Origin of the sequence: Acinetobacter sp. NRRL B-65365 (assembly GCF_001605865.1) — a bacterium.
In the GTDB taxonomy this organism is placed as follows: Bacteria; Pseudomonadota; Gammaproteobacteria; order Pseudomonadales; family Moraxellaceae; genus Acinetobacter; species Acinetobacter vivianii.
In genome coordinates, this window is sequence record NZ_LRPD01000018.1 from 18,184 (window position 1) to 38,625 (window position 20,442).

18 protein-coding genes are annotated in these 20,442 nt (G+C 43.5%); 10 read left to right on the forward strand and 8 right to left on the reverse strand.

Going from position 1 to position 20,442, the window contains the following annotated elements; genetic code table 11:
* Positions 1-32 precede the first annotated feature (32 nt).
* Positions 33-1,886 carry a ferrous iron transporter B gene (gene feoB / locus AWW72_RS08935; protein WP_062847107.1) on the reverse strand — a complete coding sequence of 618 codons (1,854 nt, stop codon included), beginning with the start codon at positions 1,884-1,886 and terminating at the stop codon, positions 33-35.
* Positions 1,883-2,143: a FeoA family protein gene (locus AWW72_RS08940; protein WP_004773968.1), complete on the reverse strand. Its 261-nt coding sequence runs from the start codon at positions 2,141-2,143 to the stop codon at positions 1,883-1,885. The genes feoB and AWW72_RS08940 overlap by 4 nt, the downstream gene beginning before the upstream one ends.
* Positions 2,144-2,293: 150 nt before the next feature.
* On the opposite strand from AWW72_RS08940, the gene xerD reads away from it, so the two are divergent.
* The 4 genes from xerD (at position 2,294) to thrC (ending at position 6,833) form a co-directional block, all read left to right on the forward strand.
* Positions 2,294-3,214: a site-specific tyrosine recombinase XerD gene (xerD, locus tag AWW72_RS08945; RefSeq protein ID WP_062847108.1), complete on the forward strand. Its 921-nt coding sequence runs from the start codon at positions 2,294-2,296 to the stop codon at positions 3,212-3,214.
* A 125-nt stretch (positions 3,215-3,339) separates the two neighbouring features.
* Positions 3,340-4,155 carry a DsbC family protein gene (locus tag AWW72_RS08950; protein ID WP_005255569.1) on the forward strand — a complete coding sequence of 272 codons (816 nt, stop codon included), beginning with the start codon at positions 3,340-3,342 and terminating at the stop codon, positions 4,153-4,155.
* Positions 4,156-4,284: 129 nt separating this feature from the next.
* Positions 4,285-5,586, forward strand: a complete 1,302-nt coding sequence (locus AWW72_RS08955) for a homoserine dehydrogenase (protein ID WP_004773963.1) — start codon at positions 4,285-4,287, stop codon at positions 5,584-5,586.
* Positions 5,587-5,693: 107 nt separating this feature from the next.
* On the forward strand, positions 5,694-6,833 hold the full coding sequence (thrC, locus tag AWW72_RS08960) for a threonine synthase (protein WP_004656353.1): 1,140 nt from the start codon (positions 5,694-5,696) through the stop codon (positions 6,831-6,833).
* 127 nt (positions 6,834-6,960) lie between these two features.
* Here thrC and pbpG read toward each other — a convergent pair whose 3' ends face one another.
* Positions 6,961-8,022 (reverse strand): D-alanyl-D-alanine endopeptidase PBP7/8, encoded by a 1,062-nt coding sequence (pbpG, locus tag AWW72_RS08965; protein ID WP_123773889.1) that lies wholly within the window; start codon positions 8,020-8,022, stop codon positions 6,961-6,963.
* Positions 8,023-8,232: 210 nt separating this feature from the next.
* On the opposite strand from pbpG, the gene gacA reads away from it, so the two are divergent.
* From gacA to AWW72_RS08980, 3 genes are read left to right on the forward strand one after another with little or no spacing between them, the layout of a single operon-like run.
* Positions 8,233-8,868 (forward strand): response regulator transcription factor GacA, encoded by a 636-nt coding sequence (gene gacA / locus AWW72_RS08970; RefSeq protein ID WP_004773961.1) that lies wholly within the window; start codon positions 8,233-8,235, stop codon positions 8,866-8,868.
* A 26-nt stretch (positions 8,869-8,894) separates the two neighbouring features.
* The gene (locus AWW72_RS08975; RefSeq protein ID WP_062847109.1) at positions 8,895-10,463 is read left to right on the forward strand and encodes a sensor histidine kinase; all 1,569 of its coding nucleotides are present in this window, start codon (positions 8,895-8,897) and stop codon (positions 10,461-10,463) included.
* A gap of 18 nt (positions 10,464-10,481) precedes the next feature.
* Entirely contained in the window at positions 10,482-11,918 is a 1,437-nt protein-coding gene (locus tag AWW72_RS08980; protein ID WP_004773959.1) for a sigma-54-dependent transcriptional regulator, read from the forward strand.
* 39 nt (positions 11,919-11,957) lie between these two features.
* On the opposite strand, the gene AWW72_RS08985 is transcribed toward AWW72_RS08980, so the two are convergent.
* The 4 genes from AWW72_RS08985 to lptF all read right to left on the reverse strand — a co-directional run bounded on the left by AWW72_RS08985 (position 11,958) and on the right by lptF (position 16,978).
* The gene (locus AWW72_RS08985; protein ID WP_047431852.1) at positions 11,958-13,130 is read right to left on the reverse strand and encodes a S41 family peptidase; all 1,173 of its coding nucleotides are present in this window, start codon (positions 13,128-13,130) and stop codon (positions 11,958-11,960) included.
* A gap of 9 nt (positions 13,131-13,139) precedes the next feature.
* Positions 13,140-14,684: a 2,3-bisphosphoglycerate-independent phosphoglycerate mutase gene (gene gpmI / locus AWW72_RS08990; RefSeq protein ID WP_062847110.1), complete on the reverse strand. Its 1,545-nt coding sequence runs from the start codon at positions 14,682-14,684 to the stop codon at positions 13,140-13,142.
* Between the two features lie 123 nt (positions 14,685-14,807).
* Positions 14,808-15,878 (reverse strand): LPS export ABC transporter permease LptG, encoded by a 1,071-nt coding sequence (gene lptG / locus AWW72_RS08995; protein ID WP_062847111.1) that lies wholly within the window; start codon positions 15,876-15,878, stop codon positions 14,808-14,810.
* Positions 15,878-16,978 (reverse strand): LPS export ABC transporter permease LptF, encoded by a 1,101-nt coding sequence (gene lptF, locus AWW72_RS09000; protein WP_004773955.1) that lies wholly within the window; start codon positions 16,976-16,978, stop codon positions 15,878-15,880. The genes lptG and lptF overlap by 1 nt, the downstream gene beginning before the upstream one ends.
* A 153-nt stretch (positions 16,979-17,131) precedes the next feature.
* On the opposite strand from lptF, the gene AWW72_RS09005 reads away from it, so the two are divergent.
* From AWW72_RS09005 to blhA, 3 genes are read left to right on the forward strand one after another with little or no spacing between them, the layout of a single operon-like run.
* Positions 17,132-18,580, forward strand: a complete 1,449-nt coding sequence (locus tag AWW72_RS09005) for a leucyl aminopeptidase (protein ID WP_062847112.1) — start codon at positions 17,132-17,134, stop codon at positions 18,578-18,580.
* The gene (locus tag AWW72_RS09010) at positions 18,573-18,980 is read left to right on the forward strand and encodes a DNA polymerase III subunit chi (protein WP_047431845.1); all 408 of its coding nucleotides are present in this window, start codon (positions 18,573-18,575) and stop codon (positions 18,978-18,980) included. Before AWW72_RS09005 ends, AWW72_RS09010 begins: the two co-directional genes overlap by 8 nt.
* 35 nt (positions 18,981-19,015) lie before the next feature.
* On the forward strand, positions 19,016-19,642 hold the full coding sequence (gene blhA, locus AWW72_RS09015) for a cell division protein BlhA (protein WP_062847113.1): 627 nt from the start codon (positions 19,016-19,018) through the stop codon (positions 19,640-19,642).
* A 42-nt stretch (positions 19,643-19,684) separates the two neighbouring features.
* Here blhA and AWW72_RS09020 read toward each other — a convergent pair whose 3' ends face one another.
* Positions 19,685-20,344, reverse strand: a complete 660-nt coding sequence (locus AWW72_RS09020) for a riboflavin synthase (RefSeq protein WP_004773951.1) — start codon at positions 20,342-20,344, stop codon at positions 19,685-19,687.
* Positions 20,345-20,442 lie beyond the last annotated feature (98 nt).

Sequence of the window (20,442 nt, forward strand, 5' to 3'; positions counted from 1 at the left end):
TCCCTTTTTCAAGGGAGGTTGAGTAGGATTTCTTAACCCCAGATGCGCGATGCAATCTGGTAGGTAAAGAAAGACATTAAATAAGCCAGACCAAACAGGTAGGCAGTCATTATCGATACATGTTTCCATGAACCCGTTTCACGGCGTACAGTTGCCAAGGTCGCTAAACAATGTGGCGCATAAATGAACCACACCAATAAAGACAACCCGGTTGCCAATGACCAGCCAGAACCATCAGCACTGATTAAATGTGAAAGACCTTGCGCAATTGCATCATCATCCGCACCCGATAAGGCATAAACCGTACCTAAAGCTGCAACTACGACTTCACGCGCAGCCATTGCAGGTATTAACGCAACCACGATCTGCCAGTTAAAACCAACAGGCGCAAAGATTGGCTGGAGCAAATGACCCAACATCCCTGCAAAACTATAATCGATGTCAGGTAAAGTTGCCCCTTCTGGTGCTTGCGGGAAAGTACATAAGAACCAAAGTAAAATCGATAGGGCAAAGATAATGCCACCCACACGTTTTAAAAAGATCTTACCGCGATCCAGCAAGCCAATCCCAACACTTCTAATATCCGGAATACGGTAGCTTGGCAATTCAAGTAAAAGCGCATGTTGTGATTTATCTTTCTGCAAAAACTTCATCACGATTGCCACACAGAGTGCACTGACAATACCAGACATGTACAAGCCGAATAATACGAGTCCTTGCAGGTTGAAAATACCCCATACCGTTTGACTTGGAATAAAAGCAGCAATCAATAACGCATAAACAGGCAAACGTGCAGAACAGGTCATCAATGGTGCAACCATAATCGTGGTAAAACGATCACGTGGATCACTGATACTACGGGTGGCCATGATGCCAGGCACCGCACAGGCAAAGCTTGAAAGTAATGGAATAAAGGCACGACCACTTAGGCCTGCTTTAAACATCAATTTATCAAGTAAAAACGCTGCACGAGGTAAATAACCCGATTCTTCTAAAACCAAAATAAAGAAGAATAAAATCAAGATTTGTGGCAAGAACACAACCACACTACCCGCACCTGCGATAATCCCGTCAACCACCAAACTATGTAGCAAAGGCTGAGAAATATGCTCGCCTAATGCTTCACCGAACCATGCAAAGAATTCTTCAATCCCATCCATAAACGGCGCCGCCCAAGCAAACACTGCTTGGAAGACGATAAACATCATGATTGCAAGGCTAAGTAAGCCGAGAACAGGGTGTAAGAAAATTTTGTCGAGGAAATCAGTACGTTTGTCTTCCTGATCAACAAAGTTCACCACATCTTTGAAAATAACTTCAATTTTCTGATGGTGAGTCCCAGTTAAACCACTCAGCTCAGTCTGTGGAACAGAATATTTTTCCTGATCCAAGGCATGTAACAGGTTTTCGATACCTGAGTTACGCACCGCGACAGTTTCAACAACAGGAACACCTAAACGCTCAGAAAGCTTTTGTGTATTGATCTGGATACCACGACGACGCGCTTCATCCATCATGTTTAACACAACGAGAATAGGACGACCCAACTCAATCACTTCAAGCACGAGACCCAAATGCAGTTTTAAGTTCGTCGCATCTACCACACACAAGAAAGCATCTTGTTGGCCTTCTTCAGCAATCTTGCCCTGACAAACATCACGGGTAATTTCTTCATCTGGACTCGTAGCTTGTAAACTATAGGTCCCGGGCAAATCCAGCACACGCACGGACTTTCCAGAAGGAAGCTGAAAATGTCCAACCTTACGTTCAACTGTCACACCCGCATAATTGGCAACTTTTTGGCGTGTTCCAGTTAAATGGTTAAATAAAGATGTCTTACCGCAGTTTGGATTTCCCACAAGGGCAACACGTAACGCATCACTCATGCAGGTGCTCCTTCAAGTTGAATTTCAATTTTATCAGCTTCCGCTTTTCGTAACGCAAAACGCGTAAAACCGAGCTGGATTAGAATCGGATCACCACCAAAAATACCTTTGGTAATCACTTGCACTTGTGTACCAGGCACAAAGCCTAAACTTTCTAAACGAACCGCAACTAAATCTGGCTGTTCTGTCTCATCGACCAAGCGATTCACTTTCGTGATCACCGCTACTTGCTTGACTTTTAATGCTGACAATCGCACCGTTCTAACCCTTTACTCTCTTTATTATAGTATACAAGCAAATGAGAATAATTACCAAAAACAATCTCAATGGCATTTACGCTTTTGACAGATCGACAACAATTCATTTTTCTTTTACAGTGCAAAACAAGAAAGTTCAGTAACTCCATTATGTTAAATAAAAAACCGCGAATTCCTGCAGCCGTTAACATTCCAGAACATCTCGGATTTTTACAGGGTTTTCGTGATTATTTAGTTGCTCAAACGGTGAGCCCGCATACCCGTAATGCTTATTTATCTGACCTGATCCAATGTAGTGAATTACATCAAAAAATAGCCTTACCAGAATGGTCGAGTGACGATATAGCAGATGTGCTGATTGCCCTGACCAAAGCAGGTAAAAGCCCCCGCTCCATTGCACGCTGCCTTTCTGCCTTAAGACAATTTTATAAATTTTTACGAGAACAAAAACTCAGGGACGATAATCCTGTTGCGACACATCATTCTCCTAAAATTGGTCGAGCCTTGCCAAAAGATCTGTCTGAGCAAGATGTTGAAGCATTAATTAATGCACCTGATACCAACACTGCACTCGGTCTACGCGATCGTGCCATGTTCGAAGTTTTGTATGCCTGTGGATTGCGTGTATCAGAATTACTCAACCTGAAACTTGAACTGATCAATTTAAAACAAGGCTACTTACGGATTACAGGTAAAGGGAATAAAGAACGTCTGGTGCCCTTAGGTCAATTTGCCTGTGACTGGATTGAAAAATATTTGGTGGAATCGCGCCCGCAACTGTATAAAAGCAGTACCGATTATTTATTTCTGACTCAACACGGCGGCATCATGAGTCGTCAGAATTTCTGGTATGCGATTAAACGCTATGCCTTACAAGCCAATATTCAAGCCGAGTTATCACCACACACCTTACGCCATGCCTTTGCAACTCATTTACTCAATCACGGGGCCGATTTACGTGTGGTACAGATGTTACTGGGTCATAGCGATCTTTCCACCACACAAATTTATACCCATGTGGCGCAGCACCGTATGCAAGAGTTACATGGTAAATACCATCCACGGGGTTAAAACAACCTTCTGTCTTGGATCAGACTAAAACTTGATTCCGTTCACACAGCATCAGCAAGATTTAACGAAGTGATTCATTTTTTTTGTTATGCTAAAGCCCTTAAATACGTACAAAAAGGTTCTATATGTTGTTTACTCGGTCTCAGCTTGTAATTGCTTGTACATTAGCATCAACATTATTAGTCAGTGCTTGCTCAAAAGAAAATTCAGCACAAAAACAAGATGCACTCACAGCAAGTGCACCTGCGACAGGTGAAGCTTCAACCTTAAATGAACGCAATGCACAGCAGCGTTTAGTGTCTACATTAGAAAAACATTTCAAGACAGCCAACATCAATGCCAAAATTCTTGCAGTCAAGAAAACTGAAGTACCTAACCTGTTCTGGGTGAGTCTGGAAGGGATGGGTTCAGTCTATGCTACCGCTGATGGCCAGTACATTATTCAAGGTGATGTGGTGCGTTTAGGTGACAAACAATTGCATAATGTGAGCGATGCATTACAGGCAACCGAAAATAAAAAGCATTTAGCTTCACTCAAAACTGAAGACTTGATTGTTTACCCAGCACAGGGGGGTAAAGCCAAGCACGTGATTTATGTCTTCACCGATTCAAGCTGTCCGTATTGCCATAAGTTGCATGAACATTTGGCTGAAATTAATGCCAAAGGAATTGAAGTGCGTTATATCGCATGGCCACGTGGCGAACAATTCATGCCAACCATGCAGGCAATCTGGTGTAGCAAAGATCGTAAGGCGGCATTTGAGCAAGCGACTCAAGGTGTAGCTGTAAATGCCGCAGAATGTAAGAATCCAGTCCGTGATCAATACCAATTGGGTCTGAACATGGGCGTAAATGGCACACCAGCGATTTATAACGTTGAAGGTGAATATTTAGGTGGCTATATGACACCTGAAGAAATTGTTCAACGCTTAAACAAATAAGCTAAAAATCCTTTTCAAAATCACAAAGACTCGGGCGACAGATTAAAGATGATCTTAGCCCTAGTGTCTCTGCATTTTTTTAGCTATGATCAAGCTTCATTAAAATGATTGAATATAATGGAGTGTGACGTGAAACCAGTTCGTCTGGCGATACTCGGTCTTGGTACTGTAGGTGGTGGAGCCCTTAAATTACTACAAGAAAATGCTGCGGAAATTAAACGCCGTACCGGTCGAGAAATTCAAATTACACACGTAGGCACACGCCGTCCACGTCCAGATTTACAACTCGAAGGGATCAAACAAAGTGATGACTTGATGGAGATCGTACGTCAACCTGATGTTGATGTAGTGGTCGAAGTCATGGGTGGTATTCATCCTGCTTATGAAGTCATCATGGAAGCCATTAAACATGGCAAACAGGTCGTGACAGCCAACAAAGCGTTACTTGCTGAACATGGTAATGAGCTATTTAAGGCAGCAGAAGACAACGCTGTGCAGATTGCTTATGAAGCAGCAGTTGCTGGCGGTATCCCAATCATTAAAGTCATCCGTGAAGGTCTTGCAGCCAACCATATCGAATGGCTTGCTGGCATCATTAACGGTACAGGCAACTTCATTCTGACTGAAATGCGTGAAAAAGGTCGTGCCTTTGAAGATGTTTTAAAAGAAGCGCAAGAACTTGGTTATGCTGAAGCTGATCCAACCTTTGATGTTGAAGGCATTGATGCTGCACACAAACTCACCATTTTGGCTTCATGTGCATTTGGTATTCCTTTACAGTTCAATAAGGTATATACCGAAGGCATCAGCAAAATCACGGCTCAAGATGTGAAATATGCAGAAGAACTGGGTTTCCGTATCAAGCACTTAGGTATTGCACGTCGCGCTGACAAAGGTATTGAGCTACGTGTACATCCAACCTTGATCCCTGCGGAAGAATTGATTGCCAATGTAAATGGCGTGAAAAATGCTGTCTTGGTTCAAGCCAATGCCGTTGGTCCAACACTTTATTATGGTGCTGGCGCAGGTGCAGGCCCAACCGCCTCTGCTGTCGTTGCTGACGTGATTGATATCGTCCGTGATATTTCGTATACCGAAGATGGCGCAGGAACAATTCCTCAACTTGCCTTTGAAGCACTCACCAATGTGCCAATCCTTAGCCGCGAAGAAATGACCACGGGTTATTACATTCGCCTTAATGCTGAAGATCAAACGGGTGTATTGGCAGATGTGACCACTATTCTTAGCCGTGCAGGCATCAGTATTGATGCCATCATGCAGCAATCACGCTTAAAAGACCTGATTCCAATCGTGATTTTAACCGATCCGATCGTTGAATCTAAAATGGACGAAGCGCTTGCACAAATTCAAGCATTACCTGCAATTCGTGGCGAAATCGTGAGAATTCGTTTAGAATCGCTCGATAGTTAATCAGTTTAAATCCCCTCACCCTTCTTCACTCAAGAATGGAACTGCTCTCTTTTGAAAGGGAGCTTGTTGAGCGGGATTTTTTCTCTACCTTATATTGGAACACCATCATGTCGAATGCCAATCGTTATACTGGTCTTGTAGATCGTTATCGTGACCGTTTACCTGTGTCTGCAACTACACGCGCAATTTCTTTAGGTGAAGGTAATACTCCACTGATTAAACTAGAGAACATTCCACGTATTATTGGCAAAAACGTCGAAATCTATGTGAAGTACGAAGGTCTGAACCCAACAGGTTCTTTTAAAGACCGTGGTATGACCATGGCGGTGACCAAAGCAGTTGAAGAAGGCTCTAAAGCGATTATCTGTGCATCTACAGGTAATACTTCAGCAGCAGCGGCAGCCTATGCAGCTCGTGCAGGTATCAAAGCATTCGTCTTGATCCCGGAAGGCAAAATTGCGATGGGTAAAATGGCGCAGGCAATGATGTACGGCGCGATCACCATGCAAATCCGTGGTAACTTCGACGATGGTATGCGTTTGGTCAAAGAAGTTGCTGATCAGGCACCTGTAACGATCGTAAACTCGATCAACCCGTATCGTTTGCAAGGTCAAAAAACCATTGCTTATGAAATCGTAGAAGCATTGGGTCGTGCACCTGATTATCACTGCTTGCCTGTCGGTAACGCGGGCAACATCACCGCCCACTGGATGGGTTATACCGAAGCTGTAGCAAACCAACCTGCGGATCAGTTCGAACAAGTGATTTATGATGCAGCTACAGATCAGTTCACAGGTCCTAAACCAGAAGGCCTACCAACCATGGTTGGTTACCAAGCTTCTGGCGCAGCGCCATTCTTACGTGGTGCACCTGTTGAAAACCCTGAAACAGTTGCAACTGCAATCCGTATCGGTAATCCACAAAGCTGGAACCATGCTAAAGCAGTAGTACGTGACTCTAAAGGCTGGTTCGATGAGCTTCAAGACAGCGAAATCTTGGAAGCACAGCGCTTACTTTCAATGTACGAAGGCGTATTTGTAGAACCTGCTTCTGCCGCTTCAATTGGCGGTGCAATCCGTGACATCAAGGCAGGTAAAATTGCTGAAGGTTCTGTGATTGTATGTACCGTGACAGGTAACGGCTTAAAAGATCCAGATACTGCAATCAAGCAATGTGCTGATGCAGTGATGTTGTCAATTGATGCAACAATGGATCAGGTTAAAGACTCGATTCTTTCAAATATGTAAGAATAAATTCTGAAATAAAAAAACCAGTTGCAGGCAACTGGTTTTTTTATGCGTTCATATAAGATAAGTAAATTTTAACGATAAAAAAAACGCTTCATCATGAAGCGTTTTTTTACATCAAGCGGGATTAAACACGTTTTGGCAAAGTGCTTAACCAGCTTAATAAATTGGTTGCATCACTATTACGTGCTTGCGAACTTGGCGCACCCAATAACACCACAACCGCTGGACGTGAATTCACAGTCGTATGCATTACGACACAACGACCAGCTTCATTGATATAACCTGTTTTTGACAGGTTAATGTTCCAGCCGCCGTTACGGACTAAAGCATTGGTATTGTTTGACTTAAGTACACGGTAGCCTAGATTAAAGTCATAGGTTGGTGTAGTTGAGAATTGACGGATAAGACCGTATTGTGAAGCAGTACTAACTAAAATTCCTAAGTCACGTGCAGAAGAGACATTATGTGGATCAAGTCCTGTTGACTCAGCATAACGTGTCGAAGTCATGCCCAATTGCCTCGCTTTGGCATTCATCGCTGCAATAAATGCCGGACGACCACCTGGATAAGTACGCGCCAATGCAGCTGCCGCTGGATTTTCAGACTTCATCAAGGCAAATAACAATGCTTCTGCGCGATTCATCTTATCGCCAGCACGTAAAGTTGAGCTTGAGTTTTTACCACCCGCACCCGCAAAATCAATTGACTCAAGGGTAATTTCTTCTGACATGTTTAAGCGCGCATCAGCAGTCACTACGGCCGTCATCAATTTGGTAATTGAAGCAATCGGAACCGACATGTTACTGTTTTTGCTGTACAACACCTCACCTGTTTGTGCATCCATGACCAGAGCAGCACGTGCATTCACTGACGGCTGGCTGCTATAGCCAAACGTATCGCGAATCTGTGTCGACTGCTGAGGTGCACTTGATGTAATTGATGCTGAACCACTGTTACGCACTGTTGTGGTCACAGAGGTTGAACCTTGAGGGCCAATCTCTAAGGGTTCATCATCTTCCATTAACTGGCTCGCATCACTTGCAGACCAGTTTAATGTTGCTGAACCACTCGCACGCGAAGAAGCTGGATTGTTATTCACAACCAGTTCAGCAAAACTTGTTGAACTCCACGCCAACAAGATAGACATGCTTAGAACATGCATGATAGATTTTTTAGAATTTTTCACGACACAATACTCAACTCAGGACGCTGCACATTTGCGCTTACCACCATTATGCCTTACATTTGAACAAATCGGGTAAAGCTTTTGTAGACACAATTGTGTACAACTATTCGCTAGAAACGAAGAATAGGATTGCTAATTTTGTCGTTTCATTGCAAGCTAATTTTGCTTTATGTAACAAAAAACCAGTGTTTTTGAAAAAAGGAGGTCTTCTTGATCACTGTTCTCGTTGTTGATGATCATGAACTCGTGCGCACAGGGATTTGCCGTATGCTGGAAGACCACCCCGATGTTGAGGTGATCGGACAAGCTGAGTCTGGAGAAGAAGCGATTGCGCTGGTTCGTCAGAAACATCCCCAAGTGGTATTGCTAGACGTGAATATGCCTGGCATTGGTGGAGTTGAGACAACGCGACGTTTATTGCAGAGTGCACCTGAAACTAAGGTCATTGCTGTTAGCGGCTTGGCGGAAGAGCCCTACCCATCCCTTTTACTCAAAGCAGGTGCAAAAGGCTATATCACCAAAGGTGCGCCAATTTCCGAAATGGTTCGTGCGATTAATAAAGTCATGCAAGGCGGCAAGTATTTCAGTGCAGATATTGCCGAGCAACTGGCCAGCTCCTATCTTTCTGATACCCAGCAATCCCCTTTTGATGCATTGTCAGAACGTGAAATGCAGGTGGCAATGATGGTGGTCAACTGTATCAGCGCACAGGAAATTGCAGATAAATTATTTGTCAGCGTGAAGACCGTAAATACTTATCGCTATCGTATTTTTGAAAAACTGGCGATTGATAGTGATGTCAAACTGACGCATCTTGCGATACGCTATGGACTGATTAAACCTTAAAATTCTTAAAATAATAGTCAACGCCTATGTTAGGGAAAATTGCATCATCGGTCTCTCAGACCGTCTATCGACTGGGCGTTTGGTATAGCGGCTATCGGCTGATTATTGCCGTTAGCCTGCTGCTGATTTATTTATTGACCGCTGAGCAATTAAGCGCCAATTATATTTATCCAGCTTTATATTTTTATACCCTGATCGCGTATATCACACTAAATATCATTCAGCTTTTTATCTTGCACTTAGTCCCTGTACAGGTGTCCAGACAGCTGATCGTTATCTTCCTGATTGATGTCATCTGCTTGAGTTTAATCACATTCTCATCTGGTGGGCCAAACCTGCAACTCAGCTTGCTGTATGTCATCATTATTTTCTCCTCAGCCATTTTATTAAATTCACAGCTATCACTGATCATTACCCTGTTTGCCGTCATCATGGTGGTATACCAGCGCTTTTTAGGTGATTTTTTTGATGCAATTAACTTAACTCATCTCGGCAATAGCGTCTTTCTGGCCTTTTTATTTTTTGTTGTGCATGCCATTGGCCGAATTGCAGTCCAACGTTTTAAAATTCTAGAAACCCTTACTTTCCATCAATCGATTGAAATTCATCAGCTGCAAAATATTAATCGTTACATTCTCGAGCAAATTGAAGACGGTTATTTGGTACTGGATGAAAGCAATCATATTGTCTTGACCAATCCGGCGGCCAATACATTACTGGGTATTTATCTACCTGTTTCTCTTGAAAAAACACCATTGATCAAGTTGCAGCCTGATCTATTTGAACTGATTAAGTTTAGTGATTTAAAGGACGGCGAAGAGTTTAGTTTTGAATCGCAACAAAGCCCGTATACAGTTCATGTTCGAGTCAAACATTTGATTGTGCCCGAGCAGGCACTGGTCTTGCTGATCTTGAAAGATGCACAAAAATTAACCCAGCAGGTACAGCAACTCAAGCTGGCGGCATTAGGACAACTTTCTGCCAGTATTGCCCATGAAATTCGCAATCCATTGGCTGCAATTGTACAGGCCAATGAACTCCTAAAAGACAGTGATGCACATCAGCAAGAAATGCTGTCACGGATGATTAGCAAGCAAGCCAAACGCATTGACAGCATTGTTCAAGATACTTTGGCGATGGCTCGTAACAGACCAACAGAAGCACAACCCATCCAGCTCACCCCGTTCTTTGAAAGTTTATTAAATGAAGATCTGGCTGATGCAAAACAGATGATCCAGTTAAAACTAGCAGAACAGACTGTGATCGCATTTGATGAAAAACAATTACGTCAGGTGCTAATTAATCTGATCCGTAATGCGTTACGCCATAACGCAACAGATGCCCCTTTTATCGAAGTGGATGTGCATGAAAAAGAAGGTCGAATCTGCATTGATGTCATCGATTTTGGGATGGGTGTCTCAAAACGGGATATTTCTCAGTTATTCAAACCATTTTTTAGTACCGAAATTAAAGGAACTGGTTTAGGATTGTACTTGTCTCACACATTTTGTGAGGCGAATCATGCAAAGCTCACCTATATAGAGCGACAACAAGGAGCATGTTTCAGGATGGAATGCTCAAAATTCATAGATTAGATTAGGTTTTTCGGGGAAATGGCAACAAAACAACCACTCGTCTTGCTCGTAGACGATGAAGAGGACTTATGTCTTTTAATGCAGATGACGCTTGCGCGCATGGGCATCAAGACACATATCGCTTATCGTGTCGAACAGGCAAAAAAATTCTTTACTGAGTTCCAGTATGATGCATGCTTAACAGATTTAAACCTGCCAGATGGTAACGGTTTAGATCTGGTCAAACATGTGACCCAAAACTATCCCAACACGCCGATTGCTGTTCTAACGGCCTATGGCAACATGGACATTGCAATCGCAGCACTCAAAGCAGGTGCGTTTGATTTTGTCAGCAAACCCGTGAATCAAATGCACTTGGATCAGCTGATCCAGAAAGCTTTGAATCGACCACAGCCTGAACAGGAAGCCGCTGAAACCGCTTTAGAAAATAAGCTTCTGATTGGACGTTCAGCACCAATCCAGCAACTGCGTATTGCTTTAAAGAAGATTGCGCGCTCTCAGGCACCTGTATTCATTACAGGGGAGTCAGGCACAGGTAAAGAAGTGGTTGCCAATCTGGTGCATCGTTTAAGTAACCGTAGCGAAGGGCCTTTTATTGCCATTAACTGCGGTGCGATTCCAACTGAATTGATGGAAAGCGAGTTATTTGGACACAAGAAAGGCAGCTTCACTGGTGCAACACAGGATAAGCAAGGCTTAATTCTTTCTGCACACGGCGGTAGTTTATTTCTAGATGAAATTGCTGAATTGCCTTTAAATATGCAGGTCAAATTACTACGCGCTGTACAGGAAAAGAAAATTCGTCCTGTCGGTTCAGATCAGGAAATTGATGTCGATTTCCGTGTGATCAGTGCCAGCCATCAAGATCTTGAAATGCTCGTCCAACAAGGCCGATTCCGACAAGATTTGTTCTTCCGTATTCATGTCATGGATCTGGTCTTGCCGCCATTACGTGAGCGCGGTCAGGATATTCTGCTACTGGCCAATCATTTTATTCAAAAGATTAGTCAGGAATGGGAAGTCTCTGTTAAGACGCTTTCCTCTCGTGCAGAGCAGTTCTTATTACAGCAATATTTCCCGGGAAATGTGCGTGAACTGCGCAATATCATTGAACGTGCAATGACACTAAGCGATGATGAATCGATTGATCTGGCCCATTTGCAAACGGCTCCATTACGCAGCTCAATTGCACATCCAGCACCTTCATTTGCCAATACGACCCCAGAAGAAGTGGAAACCCCACAACATTCTGCTAGCCCAACAATGAGTTCGAAAAAGCTTCCACCTGAAGGCTTAGAACGCTATTTAGAAAATATCGAAAAAGAAATTCTTCTAAATGCGCTGAATCTGACGCATTGGAATCGCACTTTAGCGGCGAAAAAGTTGGGAATGACCTTCCGTTCTTTACGCTATCGCCTGAAAAAATTTGGTTTAGATACCGAAGATGACGAATAATCTTTAAAAATAAAGCTCCTTAAAAAGGAGCTTTATTTTTTAGTATCGGCTTTTTAACACCAGATCAGTGACATGTTCAAGATAAGTATCTTCTTTCATTTCAGGTGCTAAAGGCGAAATCTGATTCGGTTGAATCCCTTGCCCTTCAATCATGTTGCCATTAGGGGTGTAGTAATGCGATACCGTCATTTGCAAGGCAGCGCCGCTCGGTAAAGGAAACAGTTTCTGCACCACACCTTTACCATAACTATTTTCACCCACAACCCAAGCTCGCTTATGTTCTTTCAAGGCAGCGGTAAAAACCTCAGCAGCCGAGGCTGAGCGTTTATTAATTAAAATACCCAGTTTCAGATTTTGAAATTCAAAGGAAGGTAAAGCCTGAAATTGTTGATCGCCTTCCGAACGGCTTTTGGTGGTCACAATCAGTCCCTGATTCAGGAACAAATCCGCTGACTCAACTGCGGCAGACAATAGACCACCGGGATTATTACGTAAATCCAGAACAACGGCCTTAAGTTTGGCTGAACTATATTCTTCGATTAAACGCTTAATTTCATTGGCGGTGTCTTGCTGGAAAACTCTAATTTTAAGTACAAGTACCTGATTATGCATTAAAACAGGTTCAATATCGGTTTCTACTTTCTTGTTTCTGACTAGAATGGTGGTACTGTTATTATTCTCTGGCTGGATCTGTACGGTACTACCAATTGAGCCATACAGCAGGCCTTGCACCTGATCTTTGTTGAGATTTTTTAATTCCTGATTGTCCACTTTAACAATGGCTTGTCCATTACGTAAACCCAGCTTACTCGAGTCAGAACCTGCTTTTAAATCCTGAATCTGCCAAGATTTAGAATGGGCATCATAATTTAAATTAAAATCGACAGAGGCCAAATCCCCTTCGGTATATTGAATCAGTTGACGATATTCTTCTGCCGAGAGATAACGGGAATAACGGTCTAAACCACTGACCAACCCTTTAATTGACTGTTGAAACAGCGCATCGTCCGACTTCTTATCGACATAGTTATCTTTAACAATACCGTAGATCTGGACAAATTGTTGAATCGATTCAATCGGGACTTCAGCCGTGGGAGGCGCATCTTCCGTCCATCCCGATGAATGCGTAATCGGTGCCGCATAAATACTATGCCCCCAACACATCAACAAACTTGCACATAAGGCTCGGTAAATGTTGTTGTGCTGGGTCATTGCTTCACCTTATTTTAAAGTAATTAAGTTCTTACCCTGCATTTCTGGCGGTACAGGAATGTGCATTAAATGCAGTAATGTTGGTGCCACATCAGCCAATACACCACCTTCCGCGATCGTTGCCTGAGTTGGGCCAATATAAATAAATGGCACCAGTTCAGTGGTGTGCTGGGTATGAACCTGCCCACTGTCATAGTCTTGCATTTGCTCTACATTACCATGATCCGCAGTAATTAACATGTGTCCTTTGTTTGCCATCACGGCATCATAAACACGACCCAAACAGGTATCCACTGTTTCAACCGCTTTTACCGCTGCATCAAACACACCTGTATGTCCGACCATATCACCATTGGCATAGTTCACCACCAACAGGTCAAACTCACCTGAATTAATGGCATTGACCAACTCATCTGTCACTTCATAAGCGCTCATTTCAGGCTTTAAGTCATAAGTTGCAACATTCGGTGATGGAATCAAAATACGCTTTTCACCTGGATATTCATCTTCACGTCCACCGCTGAAGAAGAAAGTCACATGCGCATATTTCTCAGTTTCAGCAATACGCAATTGGGTTTTGCCCAAATCAGACAGGTATTCACCAATCGAGTTCTTAAGCCCTTCTGGCATATACGCAACTGGTGCATCAATGCTGGCCTGATAACGCGTCAACATGACAAATTTAGATAAATTCGGCACCACTTTACGTTCAAAACCGGCAAAATCTTTTTCCACAAAAGCGCGGGTGATTTCGCGAGCACGATCGGCACGGAAGTTCATGAAAACAATGCTATCGCCATCTTGAACTTTGACAATGTCGCCAATACGTGTTGCTTTCACAAACTCGTCATTTTCATTGGCTGCATAGGCTTGCTCTAAACCTTCAACTGCTGAATTGGCGACACGTACGGCTTCGCCTTCCGTCATTAAACGATATGCTTGTTCAACGCGATCCCAACGATTGTCACGATCCATCGCGAAATAACGGCCAATCATCGACACAATACGACCTTGATTTGGATATTGTGCAAATAAGGCATCCAGTTTTTCTAATGAAGGTTGAGCACTACGTGGCGGTGTATCACGTCCATCAAGGAAAGCATGTAAATACACTTTTGCACCGCGTTTTAACGCCAGTTCGCACATTGCGACAATGTGATCTTCATGCGAGTGAACACCACCTTCTGATAACAAGCCCATCACATGCACGGCGCCATTCGCTGCTTTAGCCTTTTCAACCGCATCCACCAGAACTTCATGCTCAAAAAAAGCACCCGTACGAATGTCTTTGGTAATACGAGTGAAGTCCTGATACAACACACGACCTGCACCCAGATTCATATGCCCGACTTCAGAGTTGCCCATTTGACCATCAGGCAGGCCCACATCTTCACCTGAGCCAGAAATTAAACTATTCGGATGCTTTGCTTTCATTGCCGTGAGGTTGGGTGTTTTTGCTGCCAGAAAGGCATTGTCATCAACTGCTTCACGATGTCCTACGCCATCCATGATTACGAGAACGTGAGGAATTTTGCCAGCATTTGCATCCGTCATAATGGACTCTCTATTTGTCGATCATTTGATCGGTATATTTTACCGAAGTTTAAGGTATTTCTCTATGACCTCACTCATGGCTTTCATCAATACCGATGATAGAGCCCATGAATGAAAGATCCATTATCTTGCACGATAGAGTAAGTAACTTCCCACCATAAAGATGAGAACTACAGGCATCAGCACAAACCATGCTGGAGATGGTGCATAGACCAAACTTGCATAGCCGAGGAAATCTTGTAAGTAGAAGAAGCCAAGTCCCGTAAATAAGGCAATCACTAGACGGAAGCCCATCGACTGTTGACGTAGTGGGCCAAAAATGAACGAGCACGCAATTAAAACCAGCGTAATCAAGGCAAACGGCGAGGTCACTTTTTGCCAGAACGCCAGTTCATAGGTTTTCGGTACCTGACTATATTCATCCATATAGCGCATAAAACTAATCAACTGGCTTGGTGATAAATCTTCAGGATCTAAAGTCACCATATGCACGTATTTCGGCTGTAATGCCAGACCCAAAGCCTGTTGATCATGATCGGTTTTAATGGCATTACCTTGTGCCAATAAATCAACCTGATGTGATTGCTCTAAAGTCCATTGACCATCTTTAACAAACTGGCCCTTTTCAGCATTCACAAAAGACTGTAAACGGTAATCCTTGTCAAAATCAATCGACTGGATATTACGTAACTGACCTTTTGAGTTGGCGTAATCAATATAAATAAAACGCTGCCCTTCACGGGTCCAGTAACCTTTGACTTCACCCAACGCAGCCACACTACGTTGCTTCTTAATACTTTGTGCCTGTTCGTTGGTATAAGGAATCACCCATTCACTCAGAACAAAAGACAATACAATCAATAACAGTGCCGAACGCATCACCCAGCCGACGATTCGCCATAAGCTAATCCCGACAGAACGCATCACGATCAATTCACTGTTTGATGCCAATGCCCCAAGCCCCAGTACGGAACCAATCAAGGCCGCAACAGGAAGGATTTCATATAGATAATGCGGCGCACCCCACATCACATACAGGAAAGCTTGCCACGCATTATAGTCGGGCTTGAGCGAGCCTAATTCACCTAAGTAGGTGAACAGAACCTGCAAGAAAGATAACACCAGCGTAGTTCCCAGCATGGCTAGGATCGTGGTTTTTGTCACATGTTTGGCGACTATTCGACGTGCTAACATCACAACCCCACTCGCTGAATACTTCTTTTAAATTTTGGTGCCAGTTTTTGTTTCCGCGCAAAAACTGCTGCGGCAATGGCATAAACAAGAAGAACCACTGGATAAGCCCAGATATCAAGCTCTTCCTTACTGATTCGGGTCTTAATCGCAATCAATAATACGATCAAGCTGGCAAAGATAAAGATCGCCGGAATCAAACGATAATAACGCCCTTGACGCGGACTTACCTCAGACAATGCGACCGCCAGCATTAAAGCCACGATAATTACAAATGGGCCAAACACACGCCAGCCCAGTTCACTACGCACGACAGGATCATCACGTTTTTCCCATAACTTGGACATGGATAATGCTTCAACATCACCACTCTCAAATTTTACGTCTTTGTCATTTTCTAAACGTAAACGATAAGACTGGAATTCTGCCTGCGTGTAACGTGGTTGATTCGGATAAATCTCGTATCGACGGCCTTGGACGAGATCCACTACATTGGCAGTATCATTGGCAACTTCAACTCGTGTTGCTTCTTTTGCCAGAATCATGACATCCGGTTTATCGGGCTGATTGCCTTTTTGATAGAAGAAAATATCTTTTAAGTTCTTACGGTCTTCTGAAAGCGAGCCTGCATAAATGGTATAAGGCCCCGAAGAAATAAACTCTTTCGGACGCACCAGATCAAATCCGGTCCGCACCGCTTGGGTACTGGTTAATTTTTCAAACTCACGTAAGCCCCACGGCCCCATCCAGACCATTAAGCAGGTCTGTACCACCAGATACACCACAGTCATTGGCAACAATAAACGAGCCAACTGATTCCGACTGACGCCACTGCCATTTAAAACTGCCATTTCATGGTCGACATACAGACGCCCGAATACCAGCATTAATGCGATAAAGAAACCTAAAGGGAGAATCAACGTTAAAAATTCAGGTAAGCGATAGCCGATAATGCTAAATAAGATACCAGCATCCAAACGACCTTGAGCTGCTACGCCAAAATACTTGATCAAACGACCACCCATCATGATCATGGTTAATAAACCAATGACGACGAGAGATGTCGAAACCACCTGTTTGACGAGATAACGCCGAATAATCAAAGTAATACTTCCAAAAGACCAATCGAAGGTAACGCTAGTTTACCCGAATGTTAAAAATATAAAACCTATCGCTTGTTGCGGATTGCAACCTCATATCTGAAAGTGTTTAATGGACTTATCTTTCTTTTTTGCTCATTAGGTTCTATACAAACAATGAAATTTACACTTCAAAACGCATTCCCAGCTCAGGCGTCTAGCGAATCTTTGTGGATTTTGGTTGATTCAGAACAATTACAACAGAACTTAAATACTTATCAAATCAACCAACTAGATGACGTCCTTAACGCAACCCAATACAAAGCAGGTTTTAACGATAACTTGGCCTTGCTTGCCAATGTCTCTGTTCAAGCCAACACACAATTATTAGGGCTTGGAAAAAGTGACGAGCTAAAAGCGACAAAATTAGCAAAACTCGCACAAAGCATTATCAAATCATCACAAAATAAATTTAAACAAATTAGTCTCGATCTTTCAGCTCTACCTGCTGATTTACACGCACTATTTGTATTGAGCCTCACGCAAGCGGCTTATGGCTATGACGAGTTTAAGTCGAAAAAGAATGAGTTCGTGCTAGAAACCATTCACCTGATTGCCAGCCAGACCACGTTAGATGAAGCACAGTTAAAGCTGATTCATGCGGTTCAGTCGGGTCAAAACTTTGCGCGTGATCTGGGTAACCGTCCTGGAAATATTTGTTTCCCTGAATATCTCGCAGATCAAGCACTTGCGCTTGCTAAACAATATCCAGACTTATTGAAAGTCACTGTACTGGATGAGCAGCAAATGGCTGATTTGGGCATGTATGCCTTCCTTGCCGTGAGCAAAGGCTCGGATCGTCCGGGTCGTATTGTTACTCTCGAATACAATGCCCAAATTGATCAAGCGCCTGTGGTGCTGGTGGGTAAAGGTGTGACTTTTGATACTGGCGGTATTTCATTAAAACCAGGCTTAGGCATGGATGAAATGAAATTTGATATGTGCGGCGCAGCTTCAGTTCTTGGAACCATTCAGGCTCTCTGTGAAGCACAATTGCCAATTCATGTGGTTGGTGCAATTGCCGCAGCAGAAAATATGCCATCTGCTCATGCGACGCGTCCCGGTGACATCGTAACGACCATGAGCGGGCAAACTGTAGAAATTCTAAATACTGATGCAGAAGGTCGTCTAGTCCTGTGTGATACCTTGACCTATATCAAACGCTTTAACCCAGCCCTTGTGATTGATATTGCAACACTTACAGGTGCATGTGTGGTTGCACTGGGTAAAGTGGTCAGTGGCTTATTTACGCCAGATGATGAACTTGCACAAGACTTGCAACAGGCAGGCGAACAGTCACTTGACCGTGTATGGCGCATGCCCGTGATGGAAGAGTATCAAGAATTACTCGACTCACCTTTTGCCGATATTGCCAATATTGGTGGCCCATACGGCGGTGCAATCACAGCGGCCTGCTTCCTCGAACGTTTCACTCGCGACTACCGTTGGGCGCATCTTGATGTGGCAGGTACGGCGTGGTTATCTGGCGCCACTAAAGGTGCTACGGGTCGTCCAGTGCCATTATTGATGCAATTCTTGGCTAATCGTGTTCAAACGAATGGCTAAAATTAGTTTTTATCTCTTTGAAAACAGTCAGGAACGGCAAGTCGAAAGTGCTTGCCGTTTGTGTCGCAAGATTCTGAACCAGCATCCCCACATCTGGTGGTACTGTGCTGATCCAGACTTGCAAAATGAACTGGATGAGATGCTCTGGAGCTTCGATCCAAAAAGTTTCATTGCGCATGGGATTGACCAGCCGCATAGTCCAGTGTGTATTTCAAAAGACTTACCACCATCCAATGATTGGATCGTGTTTAATTTTAACAATCATGCACTTGAACAAACTCAAGATTTTCGCCACATTATCGAAATTATTGAAAATAATGAAACTGCGAAACAGATTGGGCGGGAAAAATTTAAAATGTATCGACGTTTGGGTATAGAACCTCGTACATTTAAATTATAAATTGGCAATAAAAAACATCATTTTAGGAGTGTCTTGTGGCATTAAATGTAGGTCAGGATTTTAAAAAACGTTGGTTAAATGCACCTGAGGCGGTTCGTCAGACCTATCAGGAAGATTTAGCACGTATCTGTGATCTGTTATTACCACAAACCTCAATTCAAACGTGGACACAGAATGAGGAGAACGCTCAACAGCGTTCTCAACAGCGCATTGATCAAGCCTATGCAGATTTAAAAGCAGAATTGCTGGAACAGGCACGCATTCGCAAACAACTGGCGCTAGAAAAAGCACTGGAAGAAAAACGTGCAGCTGAAGCCGCTTATGCCGCACAACTGCAAGCAGATGAAGCGCGTCAGTTTGAACAACAAACCGAGAATTTACTTGCGCTACGTGGTCATATCGATCAGGAAATTGCGCAACAGACCGAGCGCTACCAGACTAACCCAGAACACCCAAGTATTGATTATGCACGCGGTCAGCGCATCGCCATTGATGATCAGCAGATTCTGTCTGAGCTGGAAAGTGTCCGTGTCCGACTTGAGCTTGAAGCCGAAGGCCTGATTGAGCAAGCAGTGACGGTATTCCGTGCCAAGCTGCATGCACTGGCACAAGATGAAATTGAATATATTTTGAAGAACAGTGAGTTCTCGGACGAGAAATAATAAAAAGCCCAGTTTAAACTGGGCTTTTTTATACTTTATCTTTTATTTTAAGAAACCGTTTTCAGCTAAAAAAGCCATGCTGATATTCGATTCAGTTTTCTGCTCAGCCGCCTTATCACCTAACAATAAACGCTCGATATAACGTGCCAATACATCAACTTCTAAATTCACTTTGCTTCCCACCTGCCAAGTGCCAATATTGGTACGTTCAGCGGTATGCGGAATCAAATTCAGGCTTAGAATATTGCCACGTAAATGGTTAATGGTGAGGCTAATGCCATCGACCGTAACAGAACCTTTTTCAGCCAGATATTTTGCCAGCTCAACCGGAGCAGTCACTTCAAAGTACAGAGAACGCGCGTCTTCGCGAACCAGCGTAATCTCACCCAGCCCATCAACGTGACCACTAACAATGTGTCCACCAAAACGTGTGGTCGGCAACATCGCTTTTTCAACATTCACCGCCTGTCCGACTTTCCATTGCCCAAGCGTAGTACGGTTCAAGCTTTCACGGGAAACATCTGCCGCATACCAGTTTTCACCCCACTCAATCACAGTCAGGCAAATCCCATTGGTGGCAATCGAATCACCCAAATGTACATCAGACATGTCCAAGTCAGTCTGGATACGTAGACGAACATCACCGCCTACACTTTGTAGGCTCTCAACCTTACCTAAACTTTCAATAATGCCTGTAAACATGGGAGTTTCAACCTATCTTTATTGCAGTGTCTGCCACAGTGAATCAGATACCTTAAAGCAAAGAACCCGAGATAACAAGGCATCCCCAAAGCAAATAA

What these genes read in the sequence shown, in the direction of transcription:
- feoB (WP_062847107.1), bottom strand. Translation starts at nt 1,886, where the DNA reads ATGAGTGATGCGTTACGTGTTGCCCTTGTGGGAAATCCAAACTGCGGT.
- xerD (WP_062847108.1), top strand. Translation starts at nt 2,294, where the DNA reads ATGTTAAATAAAAAACCGCGAATTCCTGCAGCCGTTAACATTCCAGAA.
- AWW72_RS08950 (WP_005255569.1), top strand. Translation starts at nt 3,340, where the DNA reads ATGTTGTTTACTCGGTCTCAGCTTGTAATTGCTTGTACATTAGCATCA.
- thrC (WP_004656353.1), top strand. Translation starts at nt 5,694, where the DNA reads ATGTCGAATGCCAATCGTTATACTGGTCTTGTAGATCGTTATCGTGAC.
- AWW72_RS08975 (WP_062847109.1), top strand. Translation starts at nt 8,895, where the DNA reads ATGTTAGGGAAAATTGCATCATCGGTCTCTCAGACCGTCTATCGACTG.
- AWW72_RS08980 (WP_004773959.1), top strand. Translation starts at nt 10,482, where the DNA reads ATGGCAACAAAACAACCACTCGTCTTGCTCGTAGACGATGAAGAGGAC.
- AWW72_RS08985 (WP_047431852.1), bottom strand. Translation starts at nt 13,130, where the DNA reads ATGACCCAGCACAACAACATTTACCGAGCCTTATGTGCAAGTTTGTTG.
- gpmI (WP_062847110.1), bottom strand. Translation starts at nt 14,684, where the DNA reads ATGACGGATGCAAATGCTGGCAAAATTCCTCACGTTCTCGTAATCATG.
- lptG (WP_062847111.1), bottom strand. Translation starts at nt 15,878, where the DNA reads ATGTTAGCACGTCGAATAGTCGCCAAACATGTGACAAAAACCACGATC.
- AWW72_RS09005 (WP_062847112.1), top strand. Translation starts at nt 17,132, where the DNA reads ATGAAATTTACACTTCAAAACGCATTCCCAGCTCAGGCGTCTAGCGAA.
- AWW72_RS09010 (WP_047431845.1), top strand. Translation starts at nt 18,573, where the DNA reads ATGGCTAAAATTAGTTTTTATCTCTTTGAAAACAGTCAGGAACGGCAA.
- AWW72_RS09020 (WP_004773951.1), bottom strand. Translation starts at nt 20,344, where the DNA reads ATGTTTACAGGCATTATTGAAAGTTTAGGTAAGGTTGAGAGCCTACAA.